Raw genomic sequence first — 22,491 nt, forward strand, 5'->3', positions numbered from 1 at the left:
TAGTCGTCATTTTTTTATGTTTAACGTTTGAAGAGAGTGTCACTCTCTTCAAACTCAACAAGGTTTAATGTTCGCGTGTCGCACGGAACTCCACTTCAGGAAAACGCTCTTTGGCCAGATTCAAATTGACCATAGTCGGCGCGATGTAAGTCAGGTTATCCCCACCATCCAGTGCGATGTTACTTTGGTTTTTGCGCTTAAACTCTTCGAATTTTTTATCATCTGCGCACTCAATCCAACGTGCTGTTGCAACGTTAACACCTTCGTAAATCGCCTCGACGTTGTATTCAGATTTTAAACGAGATACCACCACATCAAACTGCAGCACACCCACAGCACCCACAATCAAATCGTTATTTTGTAGTGGGCGGAAGACTTGAACCGCTCCCTCTTCCGACAACTGCACTAAACCTTTAAGCAGTTGCTTCTGCTTCAGTGGATCGCGCAAGCGAATACGACGGAACAGCTCGGGAGCAAAGTTAGGAATACCCGAGAATTTCAACGATTCACCTTGAGTAAAGGTATCACCAATCTGAATCGTTCCATGGTTATGCAAACCGATAATATCGCCAGCATAAGCATTTTCAGCACGAGAGCGATCGCCCGCCATAAAGGTAACCGCATCAGAAATACTCACTTGCTTACCAATACGCACGTGGTTCATTTTCATGCCTTGGGTATAAGTACCCGACACAATACGCATAAACGCAATACGATCGCGGTGTTTAGGATCCATGTTCGCTTGGATTTTAAACACAAAGCCTGAAAATTTCTCTTCCGTGGCTTCAACAATACGCTCATTAGCTTGACGTGGCATCGGCGCCGGAGCCCATTCAGTTAAACCATGCAGCATATGGTCCACACCAAAGTTACCTAATGCCGTTCCGAAGAAAACAGGGGTCAACTCACCTTTTAAAAACAGCTCTTGATCAAATTCATGAGAAGCACCCAATACCAATTCAAGCTCATCACGCAGCTGAGCGGCAAGGTCATCACCCACGGCCTTATCCAGATCATGGTTGTTGAGGCCATTAACAATGCGCTCTTCTTGAATAGTGTGGCCTTGGCCGGTCGCGTACAGAATCGTCTCATCACGGTGAATGTGGTACACGCCTTTAAATTCTTTACCACAACCCACTGGCCATGAAATCGGTGCGCAGGCAATCTTCAGCTCATTCTCCACTTCATCAAGCAGTTCCATTGGGTCGCGGATCTCACGGTCCAATTTGTTCATGAAGGTTACAATCGGTGTATCACGTAAGCGAGTCACTTCCATCAGCTTACGTGTACGATCTTCAACACCTTTTGCTGCATCAATCACCATTAAGCACGAGTCAACCGCTGTCAATGTGCGGTAAGTATCTTCCGAGAAGTCTTCGTGCCCTGGAGTATCGAGCAAGTTAACCAAACAGTGATTGTAAGGAAATTGCATCACAGAGGTCGTGACCGAAATACCACGCTCTTTTTCCATTTCCATCCAATCTGATTTAGCATGCTGGTTAGAGCCACGCCCTTTTACCGTTCCCGCTTTTTGAATAGCGTTCCCAAATAGCAGAACTTTTTCAGTAATGGTGGTTTTACCCGCATCCGGGTGCGAAATAATAGCGAAGGTTCGACGTTTAGAAACTTCACCCAAAAAAGGAGTATTTGACATGAAACAGGTCTTCTCAATATGCTGATATAAGGGAGAGCCGAAGCGCTTACGCTGATCAGCAGTTCGATTCAAATTTGCGCGGTATTCTCCCCTATATTTGATCTGGGAGCAACTTTCGTCGCTACACAAATCAACAAGAAAATGACGACCTTTCTATTTGTAATTAAATTATCAATAAATATGAGCTATAACTAAAAAGGGCAAAGAGAATAAGCGAGTATTATGCTGATAACCAGACAAAGAAATTCTCTGGCATTTAAACAAGCCAAAACAGTGTTCCTAGTATCGGTGATACTTGGGATAGGCTTTAGTTTATACCATACTCTTCTCGATCTACACCAAGAGCAAACACGTATTGAAGATCACTACCGATTTAAGCTACTGCAAAATTATTCAAATGCCAGCCAGGCCGCTTATCACCTCAACAACTTATTGGCCAATCAAGTTGCATCTAGTTTAATGGTTGACAATGCTATTTATGATGTTGAAATCATAGATGATTTTGGTGATATATTGGCAAAAAAAAGCCGTAACATCCCTCCACAAACGGATTTTATTCGGCTCTTATCCAGCTATCTGACACCTGAAATACCGATCTTTAAAACTGAGTTGCATCAACCCAATTCTAGTGTGGTGGTAGGTAGCTTAAGTTTTTCCGTCAACGGCTCTTCCATTGCTAAAGAGTTTATTGCAAAAACCACACGAGTATTGCTGTTTGATCTCTTTCGAAATGTGTTGTTGACCTCGATCCTTTTAGTCTTTTTTTACTACAAGCTGTCAAAACCCATCACCACGTTAATTTCATGGGTCCGCTCATTGCAAAACAATCAACGCCCAACACGGCCACCATTGCAACAGCAAAAAAATGAACTCAGTGAGTTAGCCGGTACTTTCGATACTCTATGGAAAGAGCGAGAGCTCGCGGATGCCAAACTTAATCAATTGGCCTACTACGACACGTTAACGGGTCTTGCTAATCGCAGCTTGCTGCTGCAACTACTCACTGAAGCCATTGATAACAGTATTCGTACCCACACTTCTGGTGTGTTGTTTTATCTTGATCTCGACCGTTTCAAAACGATCAATGATTCACTTGGACACACAACAGGGGATAATTTAATCAAAGCCATCGCCATGCGCATGGATGGCTGGCTTAAACACGATTACACCGCCGCACGCATCGGTGGCGATGAGTTTGCGGTGTTGATTCCTCATCTCTCACGCCCGCAAGCAGAGAAGGTAGCTCAGCAGCTTCTGGCTCTGATTTCCAACCCTTACTCGATTGATGACCACCAGCTTTATTGTACTGTGAGTATCGGTATCTCCATTTTTCCATCAGTGGGTAAAACCAATATCGATGTCCTTAGGCAAGCCGATACAGCGCTCCACCGAGCGAAAGCGAATGGGCGCAATAAATACATGTTTTATGAGCCAGAAATGCAAGCTCAAGTCGAATCGTTTCTGGAAATTGAAAAAGGCCTCCATGAAGCCCTCAATACCCAGCAGTTAGAACTCTATTACCAACCTCAAGTCGATGAGCGGCACAATATAGTCGGTGTAGAAGCCTTGATCCGCTGGAACCACCCAACCAAAGGTGTATTGCCACCGGGTGTGTTTATGACCATAGCAGAAGAAACGGGGCAAATTATTCCGATTGGCAATTGGATATTAGAGCAAGCGTGCTATCAATACGCCGCTTGGAAGCGCCAAGGAGTATTACCGCCCCATTTTCGCCGTTTAGCCATCAACATCAGTCCGTTGCAGTTTTCTCAAGATTCTTTTGTTGAACACGTTAACCATGCAATGCAACAAGCAGGTATTACGGGTGAACATCTTGAATTGGAGATTACGGAAGGGCTATTACTGGAAAATGTCGAAAGTGCGATTCAAAAAATGGTGCAACTTAAAAAAAGTAAACTCAGTATCTCGATTGATGATTTTGGCACTGGTTATTCATCACTACGTTACCTCAAACTTTTGTCGGTGGATGTGCTCAAAATCGATCGTTCTTTTGTCACTCAATTACATCTCGATAAGAGTGACCAAGCAATTGTGGATACGATTATTATGATTGCGAAACGTTTAAATTTGGAGGTAATAGCCGAAGGTGTGGAAGAGTGCCAAGAACTCGAAACTCTCAAACAATTGGGTTGTGATCAGTTCCAAGGTTACTTATTTGATAAGCCGTTAACCGCTAAGGAAGTCGTCAAGCGTTTTGCAAGCCCATGTTATCAACTCAATGAACATCAAAAAGATAAGGCGCACCAGAAATAGTTCCGAGACGCCTAACCATGAAAAAACCTGAGTTTGCAAACGATCCGCTGATGGCAAATAAACTACAAAAAATAGTAGCTCATGATGATCGCATCTTCTGATCCTTTCGGAGTGGGATAGTAGTTCACTCGACGATCGAGCTCATTAAAACCCAGCGATTCGTACAAGCTATAAGCACGGATGTTACTTTCGCGAACTTCAAGCCACGCACTTTCAGCTTGCGCTTTTTCACAGTAAGTTAAGAAAAACTCCATCAAAAATTTTCCGTAACCCTTACCTTGCTGCTGCGGATCGACAGCGATATTCAACAAGGTCACCTCTCCAACAATATTCTGTGCATAGAAATAACCGACAACTTTGCCATCAACCAACATAGCATGGTGGCATGCACCACGACTCGCCAAGTCGCGTACGAGTGATTCAGCCCAAGGGTAACTGTGGGCTTGCTGCTCAATAGACCAAATGGTATCAAGATAAGGAAGTGATAAAGGCACAACATCAATATTCATGGTTTTATGACTCATAAGAACAAATTTGCTGCCACAACGCCCGGCGCAGCTCGGTATTGCCATCTATCTCAACTAGCGGCGGTGACGTTAACACTTTCTGGGTCAACGGGCTTTCTTTCTTTTCACAGCCTGAAAACCACAACCATTCAATACTGGAGCCTGTGAGTTGGCTAAGAGAGTGAGGCTCAAGATGACACGCCTGACTGATTTCGAGCCCCATACTCTTCAATACTCTTGAAAACAGAAATAGAGCACCTTGTTGCGGGTATTGAGGGGAAACGAGTAATAAACGGCACGTGCTCGGCAGCGTCACCGGATCAGGTTGATAGCCAGCCAGCCGCTGTGGATGGATAAGCTCCCAACGCTGGATGCCCATTTCTTGTAAATATTGATTTTCGTGATGTGACATCTGTTTATGACCTCATTGAACATCGCAATCCTAACAAATCAGCGCCAAGACAGAAACCGTTAATCATCCAATGACCCAAGAGCTATACCCAAACAACTTGAAGTAGCAGGTAGGCGACAAGTGAATTCATCCCCATGAGCCTAGAGAAACGATGTGATTGGAGTGAGCGAACGTAGCCAACACCAAGGCAGCTTCAAGTGGTAAGGGCATAAAAGTAAACAGGGAGCACTGGGCTCCCTGTTTTGAATAGAAATACGGTGATTAAAGATCGTTGAACTCTGGGCAATATTCAATCAAACCAGCTCGCCCATTCAATTCACCGTCGACTAATGCAACGATCTGAAACACGCCGACGGGAACATCCCAACGACAACGAAAATCAGATTTCGCCGCCTCTTTAAAGCCAAAGCGTTGATAATAATCCGGGTTGCCCAAAACGACACAGGCTGGATAATCGAACTCAGCCAAACAGATTAACCCTTCTTTCACCAACGAGGTGGCGACACCTTGATTTCGCCACTCTTTTTTCACGGCCAACGGTGCAAGCCCTTGCCAATTTAAGTCTTCACTATTGAGTAAGACCGGGCTAAACATCACATGACCAACGACTTCGCCGTCATCATCACAAGCCACCAAAGAGAGTGTCAAATGGCTGTTTTCCCTTAATGTCATGACCAAATTAGCTTCAGCATCTGTCTCAAAGGCTGATTTTAATAAGCGGTCAATCGCTAAGATATCCGCTGGCGCTTCAGTTCGAATAAGCATTCATTACCTCATTTTGTGTCACTGGCGATTGTACGCCCTTATGCACAAAATCTGCTAGCTGATTTATTAACATCTGGAAGGGTTTTGGTAAAAGCTCTAGGTCAACACTGTCCATCAGGTTCTTCACCTCTAACCCCAGTTCGGTATCCCCTTCAATGGAGAGTCGACGTTGAAAGAACAGCGTATCAGGATCTTCTTTTCGACCAGCAATCAACACCATATCATTTAGGTTACCGCTAAAGCTGACATCTTCCACTTCCGTCTTATCAGACACAACAAGTTGTTCCGCTTGATAGCTGATATACCAATTCAAATTCAAATCGCGAATTGAAACCTTTAACCATTTCCCATCAAGAAATTCAAAGTCACCTTCTTGCAAAGCCTCATGAAATATAGTTTTCAACCCTTCTAGCAAGGCTTTTTTTTGTACAACTTGCGGTAAGAAGTGGACTGGGGATCGCAAAATTGAAGCGGCGTTTTGAACTAGTTGAGTACGAATCTTGTGAATCACGAGCGTTATCCGTTACTTTGTAATGCAATAGTACCTAATCATAATGGATGTGGGGGTGCAAATTCCTGTGATGCATCAAAAAACGTACATTGTTTGAGAACCTTTTCTAGCTTAGTAATCAAAGTTATAGTTAATGTGTTACTTACGTTGTAACATCCTCATGAATATAAGTGCTCTGGAGAGTGGTAGTAGCTTGATGCCTTCGCAACATTTACAACATTGGTTTGCAAAAATCACGTCGAACAGTCCGTTTTTTTTTGCTGTCTTAAACGATCAACATAACTATGTGATGGTCAATGAGCGCTATTGTGATATTGCAGGTTTGAGCACGACCGAATTGGTTGGAATGAATGACTCACAAATTCTAGGAGAGCATTTCTACCGTCATCTAAAACCCTATTATGAACGAGCATTTCAAGGAGAAACGCTTGAAACTGAACTGACGCTTCACGAGATCGATTTAGAAACGAGTTTGCATTTCTCTTTATCGCCTATCATGGGTGATAAAAAAGTCGAAAATATTGTGTTTCACGCCATCGACACCTCCGAAAAACAGATCCTCATTCGCTCATTAGAAGAGTCGGAAAATAAGTTTTCAACCTTGACTAGCTTGCTTCCCGATGGATTGTTGCTGGTCGATGACGACTGCATTATCTCTGCTAACCCCGCATCGGCTCGTTTACTCGGTTTTGAAAATACCTCAGAGCTTCTTGGTGAAGAGTTATCGCGCTTGTTTGTCGATGAAAAAAGTAAAACCGTATTCAGCTCTCCACTCAGTTTATTACTCACAGGGGCTCCACTAGTCTGCCTCACTGGGCCAAAGTGTGGCTTTGAACGTAAAGTTCAACTGCACGCTGGAGCAACCGTCGTGCTGGGCAACAGCTCACAACTGATTTTGATTCAAGATGCAGAAGACGCACCTAAGCAGTTGTCTTCGACCATGCATGCTGATATCCACATTGACTCGCTGACAGGCTTGTACAATCGTTTTGGTTTTACTAAACGTTTAGAACAGTTCATTCAAAATGAAACACCCCTTGTTATGCTCTATTTAGACATTGATAACTTCAAAAACATCAATGACTCTTTAGGCCATCATATTGGCGATAAAGTCATTAAAGAGGTCTCAGCACGGCTGAAACGTTTACTACCGCAACAAGCCATTGTGGGCCACCTTGGCGGCGATGAATTTGGGCTAATACTGCCTGATCCTGAAAATAGTCGCGCCGCTGAAATGTTGGCTGAACGCATCATTTCTTTGATTAACCAACCGTTTGATCTGCACCATTTCAGTAAACGCTTAGCCTGCTCCATAGGTAGTGTCGCCTACCCTGGTGACGGTAACGATGCACGCGTATTGTTGCAAAACGCCGATACGGCGATGTATGAAGCCAAAGATCGTGGTAGAAACCGTTTGATTAAGTTCAACGATCAAATGAACAAAGAAGCGCGCATGCGCTTATGGCTTGAAATTGAACTGCAAAAAGCGCTGCAACAAAATGGCCTTGAAGTGTGGTATCAACCGAAAGTAAATGCTCGCGACTTCAGCATCAATGGTGCGGAAGCTTTGGTGCGCTGGAAACACCCTGTGGAAGGGTATATCAATCCGAGCGCTTTTATTCCTGTCGCGGAAAAAGCTGGGCTGATTGAACATTTAGGCCGAGTGGTGATGCGTGATGTCTTCTCGACCGTAAAACGCTGGAAGCTGCAAGGTATTTTACCAGGTCGCGTGGCGATCAATTTATCGCCCGAACAGTTTTGTAACCCGAAGTTGATTGATTATATGGAAAAACTGCTTCGCACCACAGAGCTTGATGCAAACTGCATCACATTTGAACTGACCGAAAGTGCCGTCATGAGCGACAGCAAACACACCTTGCAAATGTTGAACGCAATCAAAAAACTGGGCTTTTCTCTGTCCATTGACGACTTTGGTACGGGGTATTCCTCGCTCTCTTATCTCGCTCGCTTCCCGATTGATGAACTTAAAATTGACCGCGCTTTTATAACGGATATCGATACGCTTCCTAAACAAATCACCGTCATTGAAAATATCATCAATTTAGGAAAATCACTCAACTTAACGGTCGTTGCCGAAGGTGTGGAAACTCAACAACAAGCCACACTGCTCTCTAATCTCAACTGTAACTCAATTCAAGGCTTCCATTTTTATCGGCCACAACCGAGGCAGGAAGTAGAAGAGTTATTCGTTCAAAATCGTCGTCATCGTTCTACTCCCAAATAAGTAAATCTCGTTTATTCGCCCCAAACCTGCCTTACATCAAATTTGCTATTCATAATGCTTCATAAAATACCACTACTTTCCCTTAGATATCGTATGGATCAATGGAACTTTTATGTCCTGCAGGTAACCTGCCTGCTCTAAAAACAGCGATCGATTGTGGTGCAGATGCGGTTTATATCGGCTTTAAAGATGATACTAATGCTCGCCACTTTGCTGGCCTTAATTTCGCAGGTAAGAAGTTAGATAAAGCGGTGCAATATGTTCATGATCACCATAAAAAAATTCATGTCGCGTTAAATACCTTCGCCCACCCTAATGGCTTCGAGCGTTGGACTCACGCCGTCGATAATGCCGCCAGTTTAGGCGTGGATGCGTTGATCATCGCCGATATCGCGGTATTGGATTATGCCGCTAATCGATATCCAGATCTCGAACTGCATCTTTCTGTGCAAGCCTCCGCCACCAACGTCGCCGCTATCGAGTTTTATAAGCAGAATTTCAATATTAAGCGGGTGGTGTTACCGCGAGTGCTATCAATCCATCAAGTCAAACAGCTCTCACGTAATATGATGAGTGACGTCGAACTTGAAGTATTTGCCTTTGGCAGCTTATGCATTATGTCTGAAGGGCGCTGTTATCTCTCTTCCTATATGACGGGAGAATCACCCAATACTGTCGGAGCCTGTTCGCCCGCGAAATATGTCCGCTGGCAAGAAACGGACTCGGGTTTGGAATCTCGCTTAAACGAAATTTTGATTGATAAATACGCAGCCGGAGAAAATGCAGGCTACCCAACCTTGTGCAAAGGTCGTTTTGAAGCGCAGATCGATGGGCAACCTAAACGCTACCACGCACTGGAAGAGCCAACCAGTTTGAATACGTTATCACTATTACCAGAACTGTTTGCAGCCAACGTTGCTTCCGTCAAAATTGAAGGTCGCCAACGTAGCCCTGCATATGTGGAGCAAGTGACGAAAACATGGCGCGCAGCGATTGATCGCTACCAAGCAAATCCACAAGCCTACCAAGTAGAAACGGCTTGGAACACCGCCTTAGCCAACGTATCTGAAGGCACGCAAACCACACTCGGCGCGTACCATCGCCAATGGCAATAAGAGAATGGAGAAGAGAATGAAATATGCGCTGGGTCCTTTACTCTATTTCTGGCCCAAACAAGAGGTGGAAAATTTTTATCAGCAGGCAATACAGAGCTCTGCTGATGTGATCTATTTGGGTGAATCGGTCTGCTCCAAGCGACGTGAGATAAAACCACAACACTGGTTTGAGATCGCCAAAGCGCTTTCACAAGCGGGTAAACAGGTTGTGCTCTCAACCATGGCGCTACTGGAAGCGCCGAGCGAAATCAATGTGATGAAAAAGTATATTGAGAATGGCGATTTTGCGATTGAAGCCAATGACGTTTCGGCGATTCAACTCGCCAGTGAAAAACGCCTTCCTTTTGTGGTTGGGCCCGCCGTGAATGCTTACAACGCGCGCACACTGCAACTGTTCCTAAAGCAAGGGATGATCCGTTGGTGCATGCCTGTTGAACTCTCCCGTGATTGGCTAATCAATGTATTGCAACAATGTGATGAGCTTGGTATCAAAAACCAGTTTGAAGTAGAAGTTTTTAGCCACGGATACCTGCCACTGGCTTACTCCGCACGCTGCTTTACCGCACGGGCCGAAAACCGTGCGAAGGATGAATGTGAGACTTGCTGTATCAAGTATCCAACCGGAATTCAGGTTCACAGCCAAGAAGGCCAAGCGGTATTTAACCTCAACGGTATCCAAACCCAGTCGGGCTATTGCTATAACCTTGCTAATGATTTGCCAAGCATGGCGGGATTGGTCGATGTCGTTCGTTTAAGCCCACTAGGTCTTGAGACATTCGAACATCTGTCGCAGTTCAAGGCCAATGAAAAAGGAGAGCATCCCTCCCCTTTAACCAATCACCAGTGTAACGGCTATTGGCACCAATTACCGGGCCTAGCGATTCAACAAAGCTGAGCGTAGCCTCCTCTTAGAGACAAGGGGGAGGCTCTTGTTAAGCGAACACGGTTTGCTTGGCGTTATCACAAGGTAGTGCACGCAAATCTCGCCACAACATCAAACCCACTACCAAACTTAACGCAATATTGGAAATGGGGAAGGCAATCCACACACCAGTCACACCATATAACTTAGGTAACAAATACAAAAACGGTAGTTGGATCGCCATATTACCAATGGTGACAAACATCGCCTTACTGCCACGATTGGTCGCTTGATAAAAGGCGGCGGCGATAACTAAAAATCCATCCAAAAAAAGCGCAAACATATGCAGTTTTAAGCCCAGCACCGCGCTTGCCATCAATTGCGGGTCGGTTGAATTAAAGATCGCCACAACCTGAGTGGAAAACAAGTTCAGCAGCACCACAAAACCCAGCCCGCCAAGCACAGCAATGCTCATTGCAATTTTGAGCAGTTTTCTAATATGAAGATAGTTTTTGGCACCATAATTGAAGTTAACTAACGGCTGCATACCATTCGCGATGCCCTCTGCCGTTAAATAATAAACCGTGACGATATAGCCTAATATCGCGTATGCCCCAACAAGTGCCGCGCTGCCATAGTGAGCAAATAGGCTGTTGTGCACCGCCACCATCATCGAACCATAGGCATACATAAAAAAGCTTGAAGTACCAATAACAACAATTTGCGGTAATAAAGACCATTGAACTCGCATCACCGAGAGTGACAGCCGCAGCTTGGAACGTTTCGAAAAGAAATAGCCTATGCCTAATACCGTCACACTTAATTGTGCGAGTGCCGTTGCGATGGCGGCACCAGTAAGTTCCCAATGTAAAACGGCAATAAACAGATAATCGAAGAGAATATTGATTATCGCACCACTCACCATCAGCAATGTGGCTAAATTAGGGCTGTCGTCGTTTCGTAACAAGAAAGGCATCGCAATAGAGCCAAGCGTAAAGACACAAGCGATCACTAATACTTGCAAATATTGCAAGCCAAGTTCGTAGACTCGTCCTTCAACGCCTTGCCACGCAATGAAATCGTCCGCAAGAAACCATAGAATTGTCGCCACCGCAGGAGCTAGCATCACAAGCAACAATAGGCCAGTCGCAAGCACTTGCTTAGCTGCCGTCATGTTCCCTTCACCTTGCTTGATCGAAGCCAGAGCACCAGTTCCAACGCCCACCAACATGCCAAGCCCTAAAATAAAGCCAATAATAGGCCACGCAACGTTAATGCCCGCCAATCCCTCAGCACCAACATAATGACCAATAAAAATACCATCCACCACTTGATACAAGCCATTGACTAACATAGCTGCCACGGTCGGAATGGTATAGCGCCAAAATTGGCGGTAAATTGAATTTTTCATAACAGACACCATAGTTAGCAAGGCTAACTATATAAATAAATTAAAGTAATACTTTGGATAACAACATATTAAAGCACAGTGCTTCTTCTTCCGAGAGATGCTTAGTCACTTGCTCTGCGACAACAGCGTACACTTTCGCTTCATCCGCTAAATGCTCACGCGCAGTATCGGTGAGAGAAACTCGGTAAGAACGCGCATCATCTTGGCATTGTGCCGTCTGAACCAACCCTTTATTTTTAAGCCTTTTAACCATATTTGATACCGATGGTTTACTCACTTCCATCTCATTGGCTAAATCAGTTAAGCGCAGTGGCAAAGAAGAGCTTTGAATCACTTTAAGGTAATCATATTCATTAAAGCTCAATTGTGAAATGGGATCAGCTTTGCTATACCGACGCCAGATTTTGGCACTAAAACGCTCTAATTTTTCTAAGTTAGCTTCTAGTTTCACTGTTTTTCAAATTAAAATGGTTATCAAGGCTAACTATTTTATGGATCTTTAGATCGTTAAGCAACAAAAAAGCCGCTGAAAAAGTCAGCGGCTTTAAGGAAAAGGGTATAAATAAGGTACTTATTGCTGAGACTCTGGCTGCTCAGCTTTCGCCTTAGCTAAATAGTCAGCTCTTACTTGCTGGAAAATTTTCCCCAATTCAAGATAAGCGTATCGATGCTCAACATATTCGTAGACGTTAAATGACAACGCAAGCTTGTACAAGGCGATCGCGTGCGCGTAATTTCCCTCTTGTTGGTAACGCTTAGCGAGATAAAAATAGACCTCAGTTAAACGCTGTGCTTGTATCGCATTACCGCTGCCTTCTTCTAAGATCATCTTAAAAGCTTGCTCTTCCGATATCTCCTTAAGGGTTAACGCAACCAAGAGCCATCCCCATTGATCATCTCGAACTTTATAGCGATTGAAGAGATCCACACGTGCCTGCAAAGGCTCGCTTTCACTTTGAATAATGTATAGCCACAATGCACGAAAGGGATCGCTAGGATCATGTTGATAATGTGCGCGAATCTCTTCCAGCGCAAGTTCTGTACGGTCGCCGTAATAAAGTGCGATGGCTCTGTTACGCTCAGCGTAAAAATTGTCAGGTTCAAGTTCTAATGTCGAATCAAATGCCTCATAAGCGGCATCAAACTCTGCAACTTGCGTGTAATACACGCCTAATAAATTAAAGATATCAGGCTGCGCCGGGTTAAGCGCGAGTGACTGCTCAAAATCTAAACGTGCTAAAGTGCGTAGCCCAACACTGTCGTAGTTGTTACCACGCTCATAAAACATTTTAGCCCGCACATCATCAGGCAGATCAGTACGTTGTAGCAGTTGCGTCAAACGCGCTATCTGAACTTGTTGCTGTAATGAAGACTGCAATGGCACTGCCATCGGAGGGTATACCCATTGACTTTGATTGTCATTTTGAGTTGACGCGCAGCCCGACATCATCAGTATCAAAGCACTCAATGCGGCCGTTGGAAACCATTTCACAAATAAAACTCCTGTGTACCCCAAAGCCCAAGATAAGTGGGTGTATCGCATTAATCTAGGCATGAAAAAGGGAGCGAATAACGCTCCCTTTATATCATGCTTTATGTTGAAAAGGCGACTAAAGCGCCGTGCTTCTCAAGCTTAAAGTGGTCTTATTCAGCCGTTGGTGCTGCGACAACTTCTTCAGCTGGTTTCTCTACCGCTTCTTTCATGCTTAGACGAACACGGCCTTGGCGGTCGATTTCAAGTACTTTAACTTGAACTTCTTGGCCTTCTTTCAAGTAATCAGACACTTTCTCGATGCGTTGATCCGCGATTTGAGAAATGTGTACCAGACCATCTTTACCAGGAAGAATGTTAACGAACGCGCCAAAATCAGCCAGACGAGCGACCTTACCAGTATAGATAGCGCCGACTTCAACTTCAGCCGTGATCTCTTCAATGCGACGAATCGCTTCTTTAGCTTGAGCGCTATCGGTTGCCGCAATCTTGATTGTGCCGTCATCTTCGATTTCGATGGTTGTGCCCGTCTCTTCAGTTAGAGCACGGATCACCGCACCACCTTTACCGATCACGTCTTTGATTTTCTCAGAGCTGATCTTCATGGTGTAAATGCGTGGTGCAAATTCAGAAATCTCAGCACGAGCACCAGAGATCGCTTGATCCATCACAGAAAGGATATGCTTACGTGCACCTTGTGCTTGGTTTAGCGCAATTTGCATGATCTCTTTGGTGATACCTTCGATCTTAATGTCCATTTGCAGTGCAGTGATACCTTGGTTAGTACCCGCTACTTTAAAGTCCATGTCACCTAGGTGATCTTCATCACCAAGAATGTCAGAAAGAACAACGAAATCATCGCCTTCTTTAACAAGACCCATTGCAATACCTGCAACAGAAGACTTGATTGGTACACCTGCATCCATCAGAGCAAGAGAAGTACCACATACCGAAGCCATTGAAGATGAACCGTTAGATTCTGTGATTTCTGATACGACACGAACTGTGTATGGGAACTCTTCTACTGAAGGCATAACAGCAGCGATACCACGCTTAGCCAGTTTACCGTGGCCGATTTCACGACGCTTAGGAGAGCCTACAAAACCAGTTTCGCCCACACAGTATGGAGGGAAGTTGTAGTGTAGTAGGAAGTTATCTTTACGCTCACCTGTTAGCTCATCGATGATTTGAGCATCACGCTGAGTACCAAGAGTAGCGGTTACGATTGCCTGAGTTTCACCACGAGTAAATAGTGCAGAACCGTGAGTACGAGGAAGAATACCAGTGCGTACGTCTAGCGCACGAACCATGTCTTTTTCACGACCGTCAATACGTGGGTTGCCAGCAATAATGCTACGACGTACAACCGTCTTCTCTAGATCGTGGAAGATAGTGTGGATTTCTTTCGCATTTGCTTCAGGATCTTCAGCAAGAATTACTTTGTTTACTTCAGCAGCAATTTCATGAATACGATCGTAACGAGCCATTTTTTCAGTGATTTTGTAAGCTTCAACAAGCTTAGCTTCTGCTAGTTCAGCGATCTTGCTGTTAAGTACTGTGTTCTCTTGAGGAGCAACCCAATCCCAAGCTGGAGTGGCAACTTCAGCAGCAAATTCATTGATCGCTTTAATCACAGCTTGTTGTTGGTCGTGGCCGTAAACAACCGCTGCTAGCATTTCTTCTTCAGTTAGGTTATCCGCTTCTGACTCAACCATCAGTACCGCGTTGTCTGTACCTGCAACCACAAGATCAAGACGAGATACAGCAAGCTCGGTCATGCTTGGGTTAAGCACTAATTGACCATCAATGTGACCCACGCGCGCCGCGCCAATAGGACCATTGAATGGAATACCAGAGATAGCAAGTGCTGCTGAAGTACCAATCATAGTTACGATGTCAGGTTGAACGTCTGGGTTTACAGACATCACTGTCGCGATGACTTGAACTTCATTTTTAAATGCATTAGGGAAAAGAGGACGAATTGGGCGGTCAATCAGACGCGCAGTCAAAGTTTCGCCTTCTGATGGACGACCTTCACGCTTGAAGAAGCCACCTGGAATTTTACCCGCTGCGTAAGTACGCTCTTGGTAGTTAACAGTAAGAGGGAAGAAGTCTTGACCTTCTACTGCTTCTTTTTTACCAACAACAGAAACGAATACCGCAGTATCGTTCATAGTGACCATAACGGCCGATGTAGCTTGGCGTGCGATAACGCCGGTTTCTAGAGTGACGGTATGATTACCGTATTGGAATGATTTCACTACTGGTTTATCAAACATTGTTTATCCTTGCTCTAGAGTTGCCTCTAGATTGAATGAAATAACACTCAAGACATTACGAATCGCGACTAGTAAAAATAGGCTCTATATCACGGGAAACAAAGCGTTGGGCTTGCCGCTCCCACTGGTATCTGAACGCTACTTTTAATAGCCGCGACCTGCTGGCCGACTTCGGTGACTGTAATGCTATGAGTATGAAGCGTTAAAGTACATACAACACACTTTAACGGCGGGTAGTATAGCGACTTAGGAGAGATTGTGCCAAATTTAGATAACAAAAAAGGGGCTAAAAGCCCCTTTTCTGAACAAACTGATCTTAGCGACGTAGCTCAAGACGTTTGATTAGGTCTTGGTAACGACCTAAATCTTTACCTTTTAGGTAGTCTAGAAGCTTACGACGGCTTGAAACCATGCGTAGTAGACCACGACGGCTGTGGTGATCGCCTTTGTGAGTTTTGAAGTGACCTTGTAGGTGGTTGATAGAAGCAGTTAGTAGTGCTACTTGTACTTCTGGTGAACCAGTGTCGCCTTCGCCACGTGCGTATTCAGCAACGATTGCCGCTTTAGTTTCTGCATTCAGAGACATAATGCTCTCCTAATAAGAGTAAGTTTAAAGGTGTAGCAGCCAATCTCTGATTCAGCCGCTACGCGAAGCCGGGATTATAGGGAAATCCCCAACGTTAAGCAATAGCTATTTAAAGCGACTCTTCGTCTCTAAAAACGACCAATCGCTTAGGCGCAACACGACCATCTTGGTCAATTTCACCCACACCGATAAAGAGTTTCTCTTCACCCATGGTCATGCGCACTGTGCCATCAAGTGGCACACCCAACACTTGCACTGGTTGGCCATGTTGTACCATGTCTGCCAACTCAGGAATAAGGTTAACTTCCGGCAAATCTTGCACCGCACTGTCCATTGGCATCAATAACGAGTCCAGCACATTTTTCGGTGCGACATCATCACGCAGCGCCTGTTGCAGCAATGCATCAAGTTGCTCTAAAGTCACCATTTTCTCATATGGATACTTCGCGACCGCAGTGCGGCGCAACATGGTTACATGTGCACCACAACCAAGCATTTCACCTAAGTCATCCACGATAGTGCGGATATAAGTGCCTTTCGAACAGTGCACATCCATTTCAACTTCATCATCTTCGAAACGGATCAATTCAATTTCATAGACAGTGATTTTTCGAGACTCGCGCGGAATATCAATGCCTTCACGAGCGTATTCATATAGAGGACGGCCTTGATATTTCAGTGCAGAAAACATTGACGGAATTTGGTCGGTTTCACCACGAAAACGCTCAATGCACTCTCGCAGGGTGTTTAATTGCACATTAACTGGGCGTGTTTCCACTACCTCTCCGTCTGAATCAGAGGTATTGGTTCGCTCACCCAGTTTTGCAATGACTCGATAGCGCTTATCTGAATCAAGTAAAAACTGAGAGAATTTTGTCGCTTCACCAAGGCAAATAGGCAACATTCCTGTTGCCAAGGGATCGAGCGCACCAGTATGTCCGGCTTTTTCTGCAAAATAAATACGTTTTACTTTTTGTAAGGCATCATTCGAGGAGATACCCGTTGGCTTATCCAGTAAAATTACCCCGTTAATTGGGCGACCTTTACGACGACGAGCCATCTATTCATTCCCTTCTTCTGCAGACGCTTCATCTTCACGTCCTGCCTCTTTCTGTCTGCGCTTATCATTGCTGACCACTTCAGTCACCAAGTTGGACATGCGCATACCTTCAACCAAAGTATTGTCATAAGTGAAGCGAATTTCTGGTGTCAAACGTAAGCGAATACGTTTGCCAAGCATCATGCGGATATGAACTTCATGCTCTTTTAACGCAGCTAAGCAGCTTTCTGGGGTCTGCTCACCAACGCATAGAAACGTCACAAACACTTTTGCATAAGCAAGGTCACGTGACACTTCGACTTCTGAAATAGTCACCATACCTAAGCGTGAGTCGCGGACTTCACGTTGTATGATCATGGCGAGTTCTTTTTGCAGCTGTTGGGATACGCGCTGCGTGCGGCTAAATTCTTTTGACATATCTTTTCTCACATATAGAAAGAATGGGGGGATGGTTCAACCCAGCCCCCCATGGTGTATTCAACAACCGATTACTGTCTATTTCAATACAGCAACGTCAGTCAATTAATCCAGTGTACGTTTAATTTCCACTGTTTCGAAGACTTCGATTTGGTCACCAACGCGAACATCATTGTAGTTCTTAACGCCGATACCACATTCGTAGCCATTCTTCACTTCTTGTACGTCATCTTTAAAGCGACGTAGCGACTCAAGCTCACCTTCGTAGATAACCACGTTATCACGTAGAACACGGATAGGGCTATTACGTTTGATAACGCCTTCAGTCACCATACAACCAGCAACTGCGCCTAGTTTAGGTGATTTAAATACTTCACGAACCTGAGCAAGACCAATGATCTCTTGCTTAAACTCTGGTGCTAGCATGCCGCTCATGGCCGCTTTTACTTCATCAATCAATTGGTAAATGATTGAGTAGTATCGTAGGTCTAAGTTTTCAGATTCGATAGTACGACGAGCCGACGCATCAGCACGAACGTTAAAGCCAAGCACGATAGCGTTAGAAGCCGCTGCAAGTACTGCGTCAGTTTCTGTAATACCACCGACACCAGAACCTACGATGTTCACTTTCACTTCATCAGTTGAAAGGTTACGCAGTGAATCCGCAATGGCTTCAACCGAACCTTGAACGTCTGCTTTTAGTACCACGTTCAGTTCAGCCACTTCACCCGCGGTCATGTTAGAGAACATGTTTTCGAGCTTAGATTTCTGCTGACGAGCAAGCTTCACATCACGGAATTTACCTTGACGATAATTTGCCACTTCACGTGCTTTACGCTCATCACGAACTACTGTTGCTTCATCACCAGCAGCTGGAACACCAGACAAACCTAGAATTTCAACAGGGATTGATGGGCCCGCTTCCGTAACTTCGTTACCCGTTTCGTCGCGCATCGCACGAACACGGCCATATTCTTGACCACACAGTACGATGTCGCCTTTGCGTAGTGTTCCTGATTGAACAAGAACGGTTGCCACAGGGCCACGGCCTTTATCAAGGCGAGATTCAACTACCACACCAGACGCCATACCATCTTTAACAGCATGAAGTTCAAGAACTTCAGCTTGAAGTAGGATAGCTTCTAGTAGGCCTTCAATATTGGTTCCCTGTTTTGCAGAGATGTGAACAAACATGTTCTCACCGCCCCACTCTTCAGGAATGATGTTGTGTTGAGCAAGCTCATTTTTCACGCCATCTGGGTTTGCGCCATCTTTATCGATTTTGTTTACTGCAACGATAAGTGGCACACTCGCCGCTTTCGCATGTTGAATCGCTTCAACTGTTTGTGGCATCACGCCATCGTCTGCTGCAACAACCAATACAACGATATCTGTCGCTTGAGCACCACGAGCACGCATTGAAGTAAACGCAGCGTGTCCAGGAGTATCAAGGAAGGTAATCATACCGTTTGGTGTTTCAACATGGTAAGCACCAATGTGCTGAGTAATACCACCGGCCTCCCCTGAGGCAACGTGTGTGCGACGGATGTAATCAAGTGTTGATGTCTTACCGTGGTCAACGTGGCCCATGATAGTAACAACTGGCGCACGAGGCACTGCTTCAAACTTGTTATCACGGTCAGAAAGGATCGCTTCTTCCAGTTCATTCTCCTTACGGATAAGAACTTTATGGCCCATTTCTTCGGCAACTAATTGCGCGGTTTCCTGGTCGATCACTTGGTTGATGGTTGCCATAGCGCCCATCTTCATCATTACTTTGATAACTTCAGTTGCTTTCACTGACATTTTGCTTGCCAGTTCAGAAAGAACAATCGTTTCACCGATCACAACATCTTGCTTAGCGACAACCGCTGTTTTATCAAAACCATGTTGCATCGATGCAGGTTTAGCCATACGACCTTTACGAGCTTTGCCTCGGCGCGTACCGCGCTCTTGCTTATCATCCTGAGATGATATTTTGCTCTTATTAGCTTTCGTAGATTTACGGCTAGCACCTTCTTCACGGCGATCTGCTTCATCTTCGGCTTCACGTGCATACGTTGAAGTCGTAACATGGTAATCTGTATTTTCTTCCATACTACCCTTTTTCTCTTCTTCAGCAGACCAACGCTCTTTATTCTTCTCAGCCAATTCACGTGCTATTTCTAGCTGGCGCTGACTTTCCTCTTCAGCTTTACGTAATGCTTCGGCTTCTTGACGACGTTTAAGCTCTTCGGCTTCTTTTCGCGCTGCTTCTTGCTTCATTTTATTTTCAGCAGAAAGTTCTGGTTTCACTGCAGAACGTTTTGCTTTCTCATCCGCGTTAGCTGTTGCATTGCTTTGTGCTTCAACCTTCGCTTTCTCTTGTGCCTCACGCTTCGCTTTTTCTTCGGCTTCACGCTTTGCTTTTTCTTGTGCTTCACGTGCTGCTAATTCTTGTGCTTCACGTTGCGCAGCTTCTTCCGCTTCACGTGTTGCTTCGTCATCTGCTGCGCTGCGCTTAACGTAAGTCCGTTTTTTACGCACTTCAACTTGAACATTCTTACTTTTGCCGCCACCGGCATTGACGCTTAGTGTACTGCGTGTTTTTCGCTGCAACGTCAAACGAGTCGGCTCGGAGTCACCCGTCGTGTCACCGTGCTCTTTTCTAAGATGCGACAATAGCTTGTGCTTTTCGTCATCAGAAACGTTATCAGAACTCGTTTTGTTCATGCCTGCATCAGCAAGTTGTTCTAACAAGCGGTCAACTGGCGTACCAATTTCTTCACTCAGTGCTTTAACTGTAAGTTGTGTCATGCCGCTCTCTCCCCTTGCTGAGAATTATTCTTCTTCGCTAAACCAACAAATATTGCGCGCTGCCATGATCAGTTGACCTGCGCGTTCTTCTGTTAGACCTTCAATATTTTCGAGGTCATCAATACCTTGGTCAGCAAGATCTTCTAATGTAACTACGCCTTTTGCTGCGAGTTTAAAGGCCATTTCACGCTCTAAACCTGCTAGTGAAAGCAGATCTTCCGCTGGCTCTAACCCTTCAAAAGACTCTTCTTGTGCTAATGCGATCGTAGTCAACGCATCCTTCGCACGAGTACGCAATGTTTCAATAATATCTTCATCAAGACCGTCAACTTCAAGTAGCTCTGCAACTGGTACATAAGCCACTTCTTCAAGCGTTGAGAAGCCTTCTTCAACCAATAACTCAGCGAAGTCTTGCTCAATATCAAGATACTTCATGAAGTTTTCAATAGAAGCCATCGACTCTTCTTGATGTTTTTTCTGTAGATCAGCAACCGTCATGACATTCAATTCCCAACCGGTCAGTTGAGAAGCGAGACGTACGTTTTGACCATTACGACCGATTGCTTGCGCTAGGTTATCCGCTTCAACAGCAATATCAATTGAGTGCGTATCTTCATCCATGATGATCGATGCAACATCTGCTGGTACCATTGCATTGATAACAAATTGGGCTGGGTTATCATCCCAAAGAACGATATCAATGCGCTCACCGCCAAGTTCACTCGATACGGCTTGAACACGTGCTCCACGCATACCGACACAGGCGCCCACAGGGTCAATGCGTTTGTCATTGGTTTTGACTGCAATTTTCGCACGCGAACCCGGATCACGAGCCGCGGCTTTCAATTCAATCAGCTCTTCACCTATTTCTGGCACTTCTACACGGAATAGCTCAGCGAGCATTTCTGGTTTTGAACGAGTAATGAAGAGTTGGAATCCGCGCGCTTCAGGACGTACCGCATATAGCAGACCACGCACTCGGTCACCTGGACGAAAGTTTTCACGCGGTAGCTGGTCATCACGTAAAATAACCGCTTCAGCGTTATTACCTAAATCCAGAATAACCGAATCACGGTTTACTTTCTTAACAACGCCAGTAACCAACTCACCTTCGTTATCAATAAACTGTTCGACGATTTGCGCACGTTCAGCTTCACGCACTTTTTGTACGATAACCTGTTTTGCTGTTTGTGTTGTAATACGGTCAAAGGTCACTGATTCAATTTGATCTTCAATATATTGACCAAGTTCAGCCGTTTCGTCGTCGTATTTAGCTGCATCGTATGAAATTTCTTTTGTTGGATGTTCAACATTTTCAACGATTAACCAACGGCGAAAAGTTTCAAACTCACCCGTTTTACGGTCGATAGCAACACGTACATCGACTTCAATTTCATGTTTCTTCTTTGTTGATGTGGCAAGCGCAGTTTCAAGCGCCTCAAAAATACGCTCACGAGGTACGGCCTTCTCGTTCGAAACCGCCTCAACTACCGCTAAAATTTCTTTACTCATTTAATCTAGCCTCTTAAGCTCTTTTCTCTAGGAGAACTAAAATTTAGGGATCAGGTTAGCTTTAGAAATATTGCTTATCGCAAATAGTTCTTCTTTCCCATCAACGCTAATTGCAACGGTTTCGCCATCAATAGAATGGATAATTCCTTTCCATTTGCGACGGTTGCCGACACCCATTTTCAAAACGATGCTGACTTCGTGACCAATAAACTGTTCATAATGCGCTGCTTTAAAAAGTGGTCTCTCTAAACCTGGTGAAGAAACTTCTAGGTTGTAAGCCACAGAAATTGGATCTTCAACATCGAGCACAGCACTCACTTGATGGCTCACTTCTGCGCAATCATCAACGTTAATACCGTTTTCATGATCAATATAGATGCGTAATGTTGAGTGCTCTCCGGCACGAATAAATTCTAATCCAACTAACTCATAACCTGATGCCGCTACTGGAGCGTCAAGCATTTCAGTAAGTTGTCTTTCTAAACCAGTCATTTAAACCACTCCAGAAACAAAAAAAGGGCACAGAGCCCAATTTAAATTCCAAGCAACTATCTGAAAATCTCATACTTGAGAAACTCAGATAACAAAAAACCC

The 22,491-nt window shown here is 44.7% G+C and carries 19 protein-coding genes; 4 read left to right on the plus strand and 15 right to left on the minus strand.

Annotated features, from left to right (window positions below):
• Window positions 1–64: 64 nt before the first annotated feature.
• Entirely contained in the window at window positions 65–1,654 is a 1,590-nt protein-coding gene (gene prfC, locus VOR_RS0106510) for a peptide chain release factor 3 (protein ID WP_010318908.1), read from the minus strand.
• A gap of 222 nt (window positions 1,655–1,876) precedes the next feature.
• On the opposite strand from prfC, the gene VOR_RS0106515 reads away from it, so the two are divergent.
• A complete protein-coding gene (locus VOR_RS0106515) occupies window positions 1,877–3,928 on the plus strand; it encodes an EAL domain-containing protein (protein ID WP_010318909.1) in 2,052 nt (683 codons plus the stop codon).
• A 62-nt stretch (window positions 3,929–3,990) separates the two neighbouring features.
• Here VOR_RS0106515 and rimI read toward each other — a convergent pair whose 3' ends face one another.
• The 4 genes from rimI to ubiT all read right to left on the minus strand — a co-directional run bounded on the left by rimI (window position 3,991) and on the right by ubiT (window position 6,122).
• Window positions 3,991–4,437 (minus strand): ribosomal protein S18-alanine N-acetyltransferase, encoded by a 447-nt coding sequence (rimI, locus tag VOR_RS0106520; RefSeq protein WP_010318910.1) that lies wholly within the window; start codon window positions 4,435–4,437, stop codon window positions 3,991–3,993.
• A 4-nt stretch (window positions 4,438–4,441) separates the two neighbouring features.
• A complete protein-coding gene (locus tag VOR_RS0106525) occupies window positions 4,442–4,846 on the minus strand; it encodes a DNA polymerase III subunit psi (RefSeq protein WP_010318911.1) in 405 nt (134 codons plus the stop codon).
• A 261-nt stretch (window positions 4,847–5,107) separates the two neighbouring features.
• A complete protein-coding gene (locus VOR_RS0106530) occupies window positions 5,108–5,611 on the minus strand; it encodes a GNAT family N-acetyltransferase (protein ID WP_010318912.1) in 504 nt (167 codons plus the stop codon).
• Entirely contained in the window at window positions 5,595–6,122 is a 528-nt protein-coding gene (gene ubiT, locus VOR_RS0106535) for a ubiquinone anaerobic biosynthesis accessory factor UbiT (RefSeq protein ID WP_010318913.1), read from the minus strand. The genes VOR_RS0106530 and ubiT overlap by 17 nt, the downstream gene beginning before the upstream one ends.
• Before the next feature lie 196 nt (window positions 6,123–6,318).
• Here ubiT and VOR_RS0106540 point away from each other — a divergent pair, with 196 nt between their 5' ends.
• From VOR_RS0106540 to VOR_RS0106550, 3 genes are all read left to right on the plus strand, one after another.
• Window positions 6,319–8,367: a bifunctional diguanylate cyclase/phosphodiesterase gene (locus tag VOR_RS0106540; protein WP_010318914.1), complete on the plus strand. Its 2,049-nt coding sequence runs from the start codon at window positions 6,319–6,321 to the stop codon at window positions 8,365–8,367.
• A gap of 101 nt (window positions 8,368–8,468) precedes the next feature.
• Window positions 8,469–9,482 (plus strand): ubiquinone anaerobic biosynthesis protein UbiU, encoded by a 1,014-nt coding sequence (gene ubiU / locus VOR_RS0106545; protein ID WP_010318915.1) that lies wholly within the window; start codon window positions 8,469–8,471, stop codon window positions 9,480–9,482.
• Between the two features lie 16 nt (window positions 9,483–9,498).
• Window positions 9,499–10,377 carry a U32 family peptidase gene (locus VOR_RS0106550; protein ID WP_010318916.1) on the plus strand — a complete coding sequence of 293 codons (879 nt, stop codon included), beginning with the start codon at window positions 9,499–9,501 and terminating at the stop codon, window positions 10,375–10,377.
• Between the two features lie 37 nt (window positions 10,378–10,414).
• Here VOR_RS0106550 and VOR_RS0106555 read toward each other — a convergent pair whose 3' ends face one another.
• The 10 genes from VOR_RS0106555 to rimP form a co-directional block, all read right to left on the minus strand.
• The gene (locus VOR_RS0106555) at window positions 10,415–11,755 is read right to left on the minus strand and encodes an MATE family efflux transporter (protein WP_010318917.1); all 1,341 of its coding nucleotides are present in this window, start codon (window positions 11,753–11,755) and stop codon (window positions 10,415–10,417) included.
• Between the two features lie 40 nt (window positions 11,756–11,795).
• Window positions 11,796–12,206, minus strand: coding sequence for a MarR family winged helix-turn-helix transcriptional regulator (locus VOR_RS0106560; protein WP_010318918.1), 411 nt, complete (start codon window positions 12,204–12,206; stop codon window positions 11,796–11,798).
• A gap of 120 nt (window positions 12,207–12,326) precedes the next feature.
• On the minus strand, window positions 12,327–13,247 hold the full coding sequence (nlpI, locus tag VOR_RS0106565; protein ID WP_010318919.1) for a lipoprotein NlpI: 921 nt from the start codon (window positions 13,245–13,247) through the stop codon (window positions 12,327–12,329).
• Between the two features lie 152 nt (window positions 13,248–13,399).
• Window positions 13,400–15,526 (minus strand): polyribonucleotide nucleotidyltransferase, encoded by a 2,127-nt coding sequence (pnp, locus tag VOR_RS0106570; RefSeq protein WP_010318920.1) that lies wholly within the window; start codon window positions 15,524–15,526, stop codon window positions 13,400–13,402.
• Window positions 15,527–15,842: 316 nt separating this feature from the next.
• Window positions 15,843–16,112 (minus strand): 30S ribosomal protein S15, encoded by a 270-nt coding sequence (gene rpsO / locus VOR_RS0106575; RefSeq protein WP_010318921.1) that lies wholly within the window; start codon window positions 16,110–16,112, stop codon window positions 15,843–15,845.
• A gap of 109 nt (window positions 16,113–16,221) precedes the next feature.
• Complete coding sequence (gene truB, locus VOR_RS0106580) at window positions 16,222–17,172, minus strand: tRNA pseudouridine(55) synthase TruB (RefSeq protein ID WP_010318922.1); 951 nt, start codon at window positions 17,170–17,172, stop codon at window positions 16,222–16,224.
• Window positions 17,173–17,589 (minus strand): 30S ribosome-binding factor RbfA, encoded by a 417-nt coding sequence (rbfA, locus tag VOR_RS0106585; protein WP_010318923.1) that lies wholly within the window; start codon window positions 17,587–17,589, stop codon window positions 17,173–17,175. It abuts the gene before it with no gap.
• A 105-nt stretch (window positions 17,590–17,694) separates the two neighbouring features.
• Window positions 17,695–20,385 (minus strand): translation initiation factor IF-2, encoded by a 2,691-nt coding sequence (gene infB / locus VOR_RS0106590; protein ID WP_010318924.1) that lies wholly within the window; start codon window positions 20,383–20,385, stop codon window positions 17,695–17,697.
• Window positions 20,386–20,409: 24 nt separating this feature from the next.
• Window positions 20,410–21,897, minus strand: coding sequence for a transcription termination factor NusA (gene nusA / locus VOR_RS0106595; protein WP_010318925.1), 1,488 nt, complete (start codon window positions 21,895–21,897; stop codon window positions 20,410–20,412).
• 36 nt (window positions 21,898–21,933) lie between these two features.
• Window positions 21,934–22,389, minus strand: a complete 456-nt coding sequence (gene rimP / locus VOR_RS0106600; protein ID WP_010318926.1) for a ribosome maturation factor RimP — start codon at window positions 22,387–22,389, stop codon at window positions 21,934–21,936.
• Between the last annotated feature and the right edge of the window lie 102 nt (window positions 22,390–22,491).

Source organism: Vibrio ordalii ATCC 33509, assembly GCA_000257205.1.
Lineage (GTDB): Bacteria > Pseudomonadota > Gammaproteobacteria > Enterobacterales > Vibrionaceae > Vibrio > Vibrio ordalii.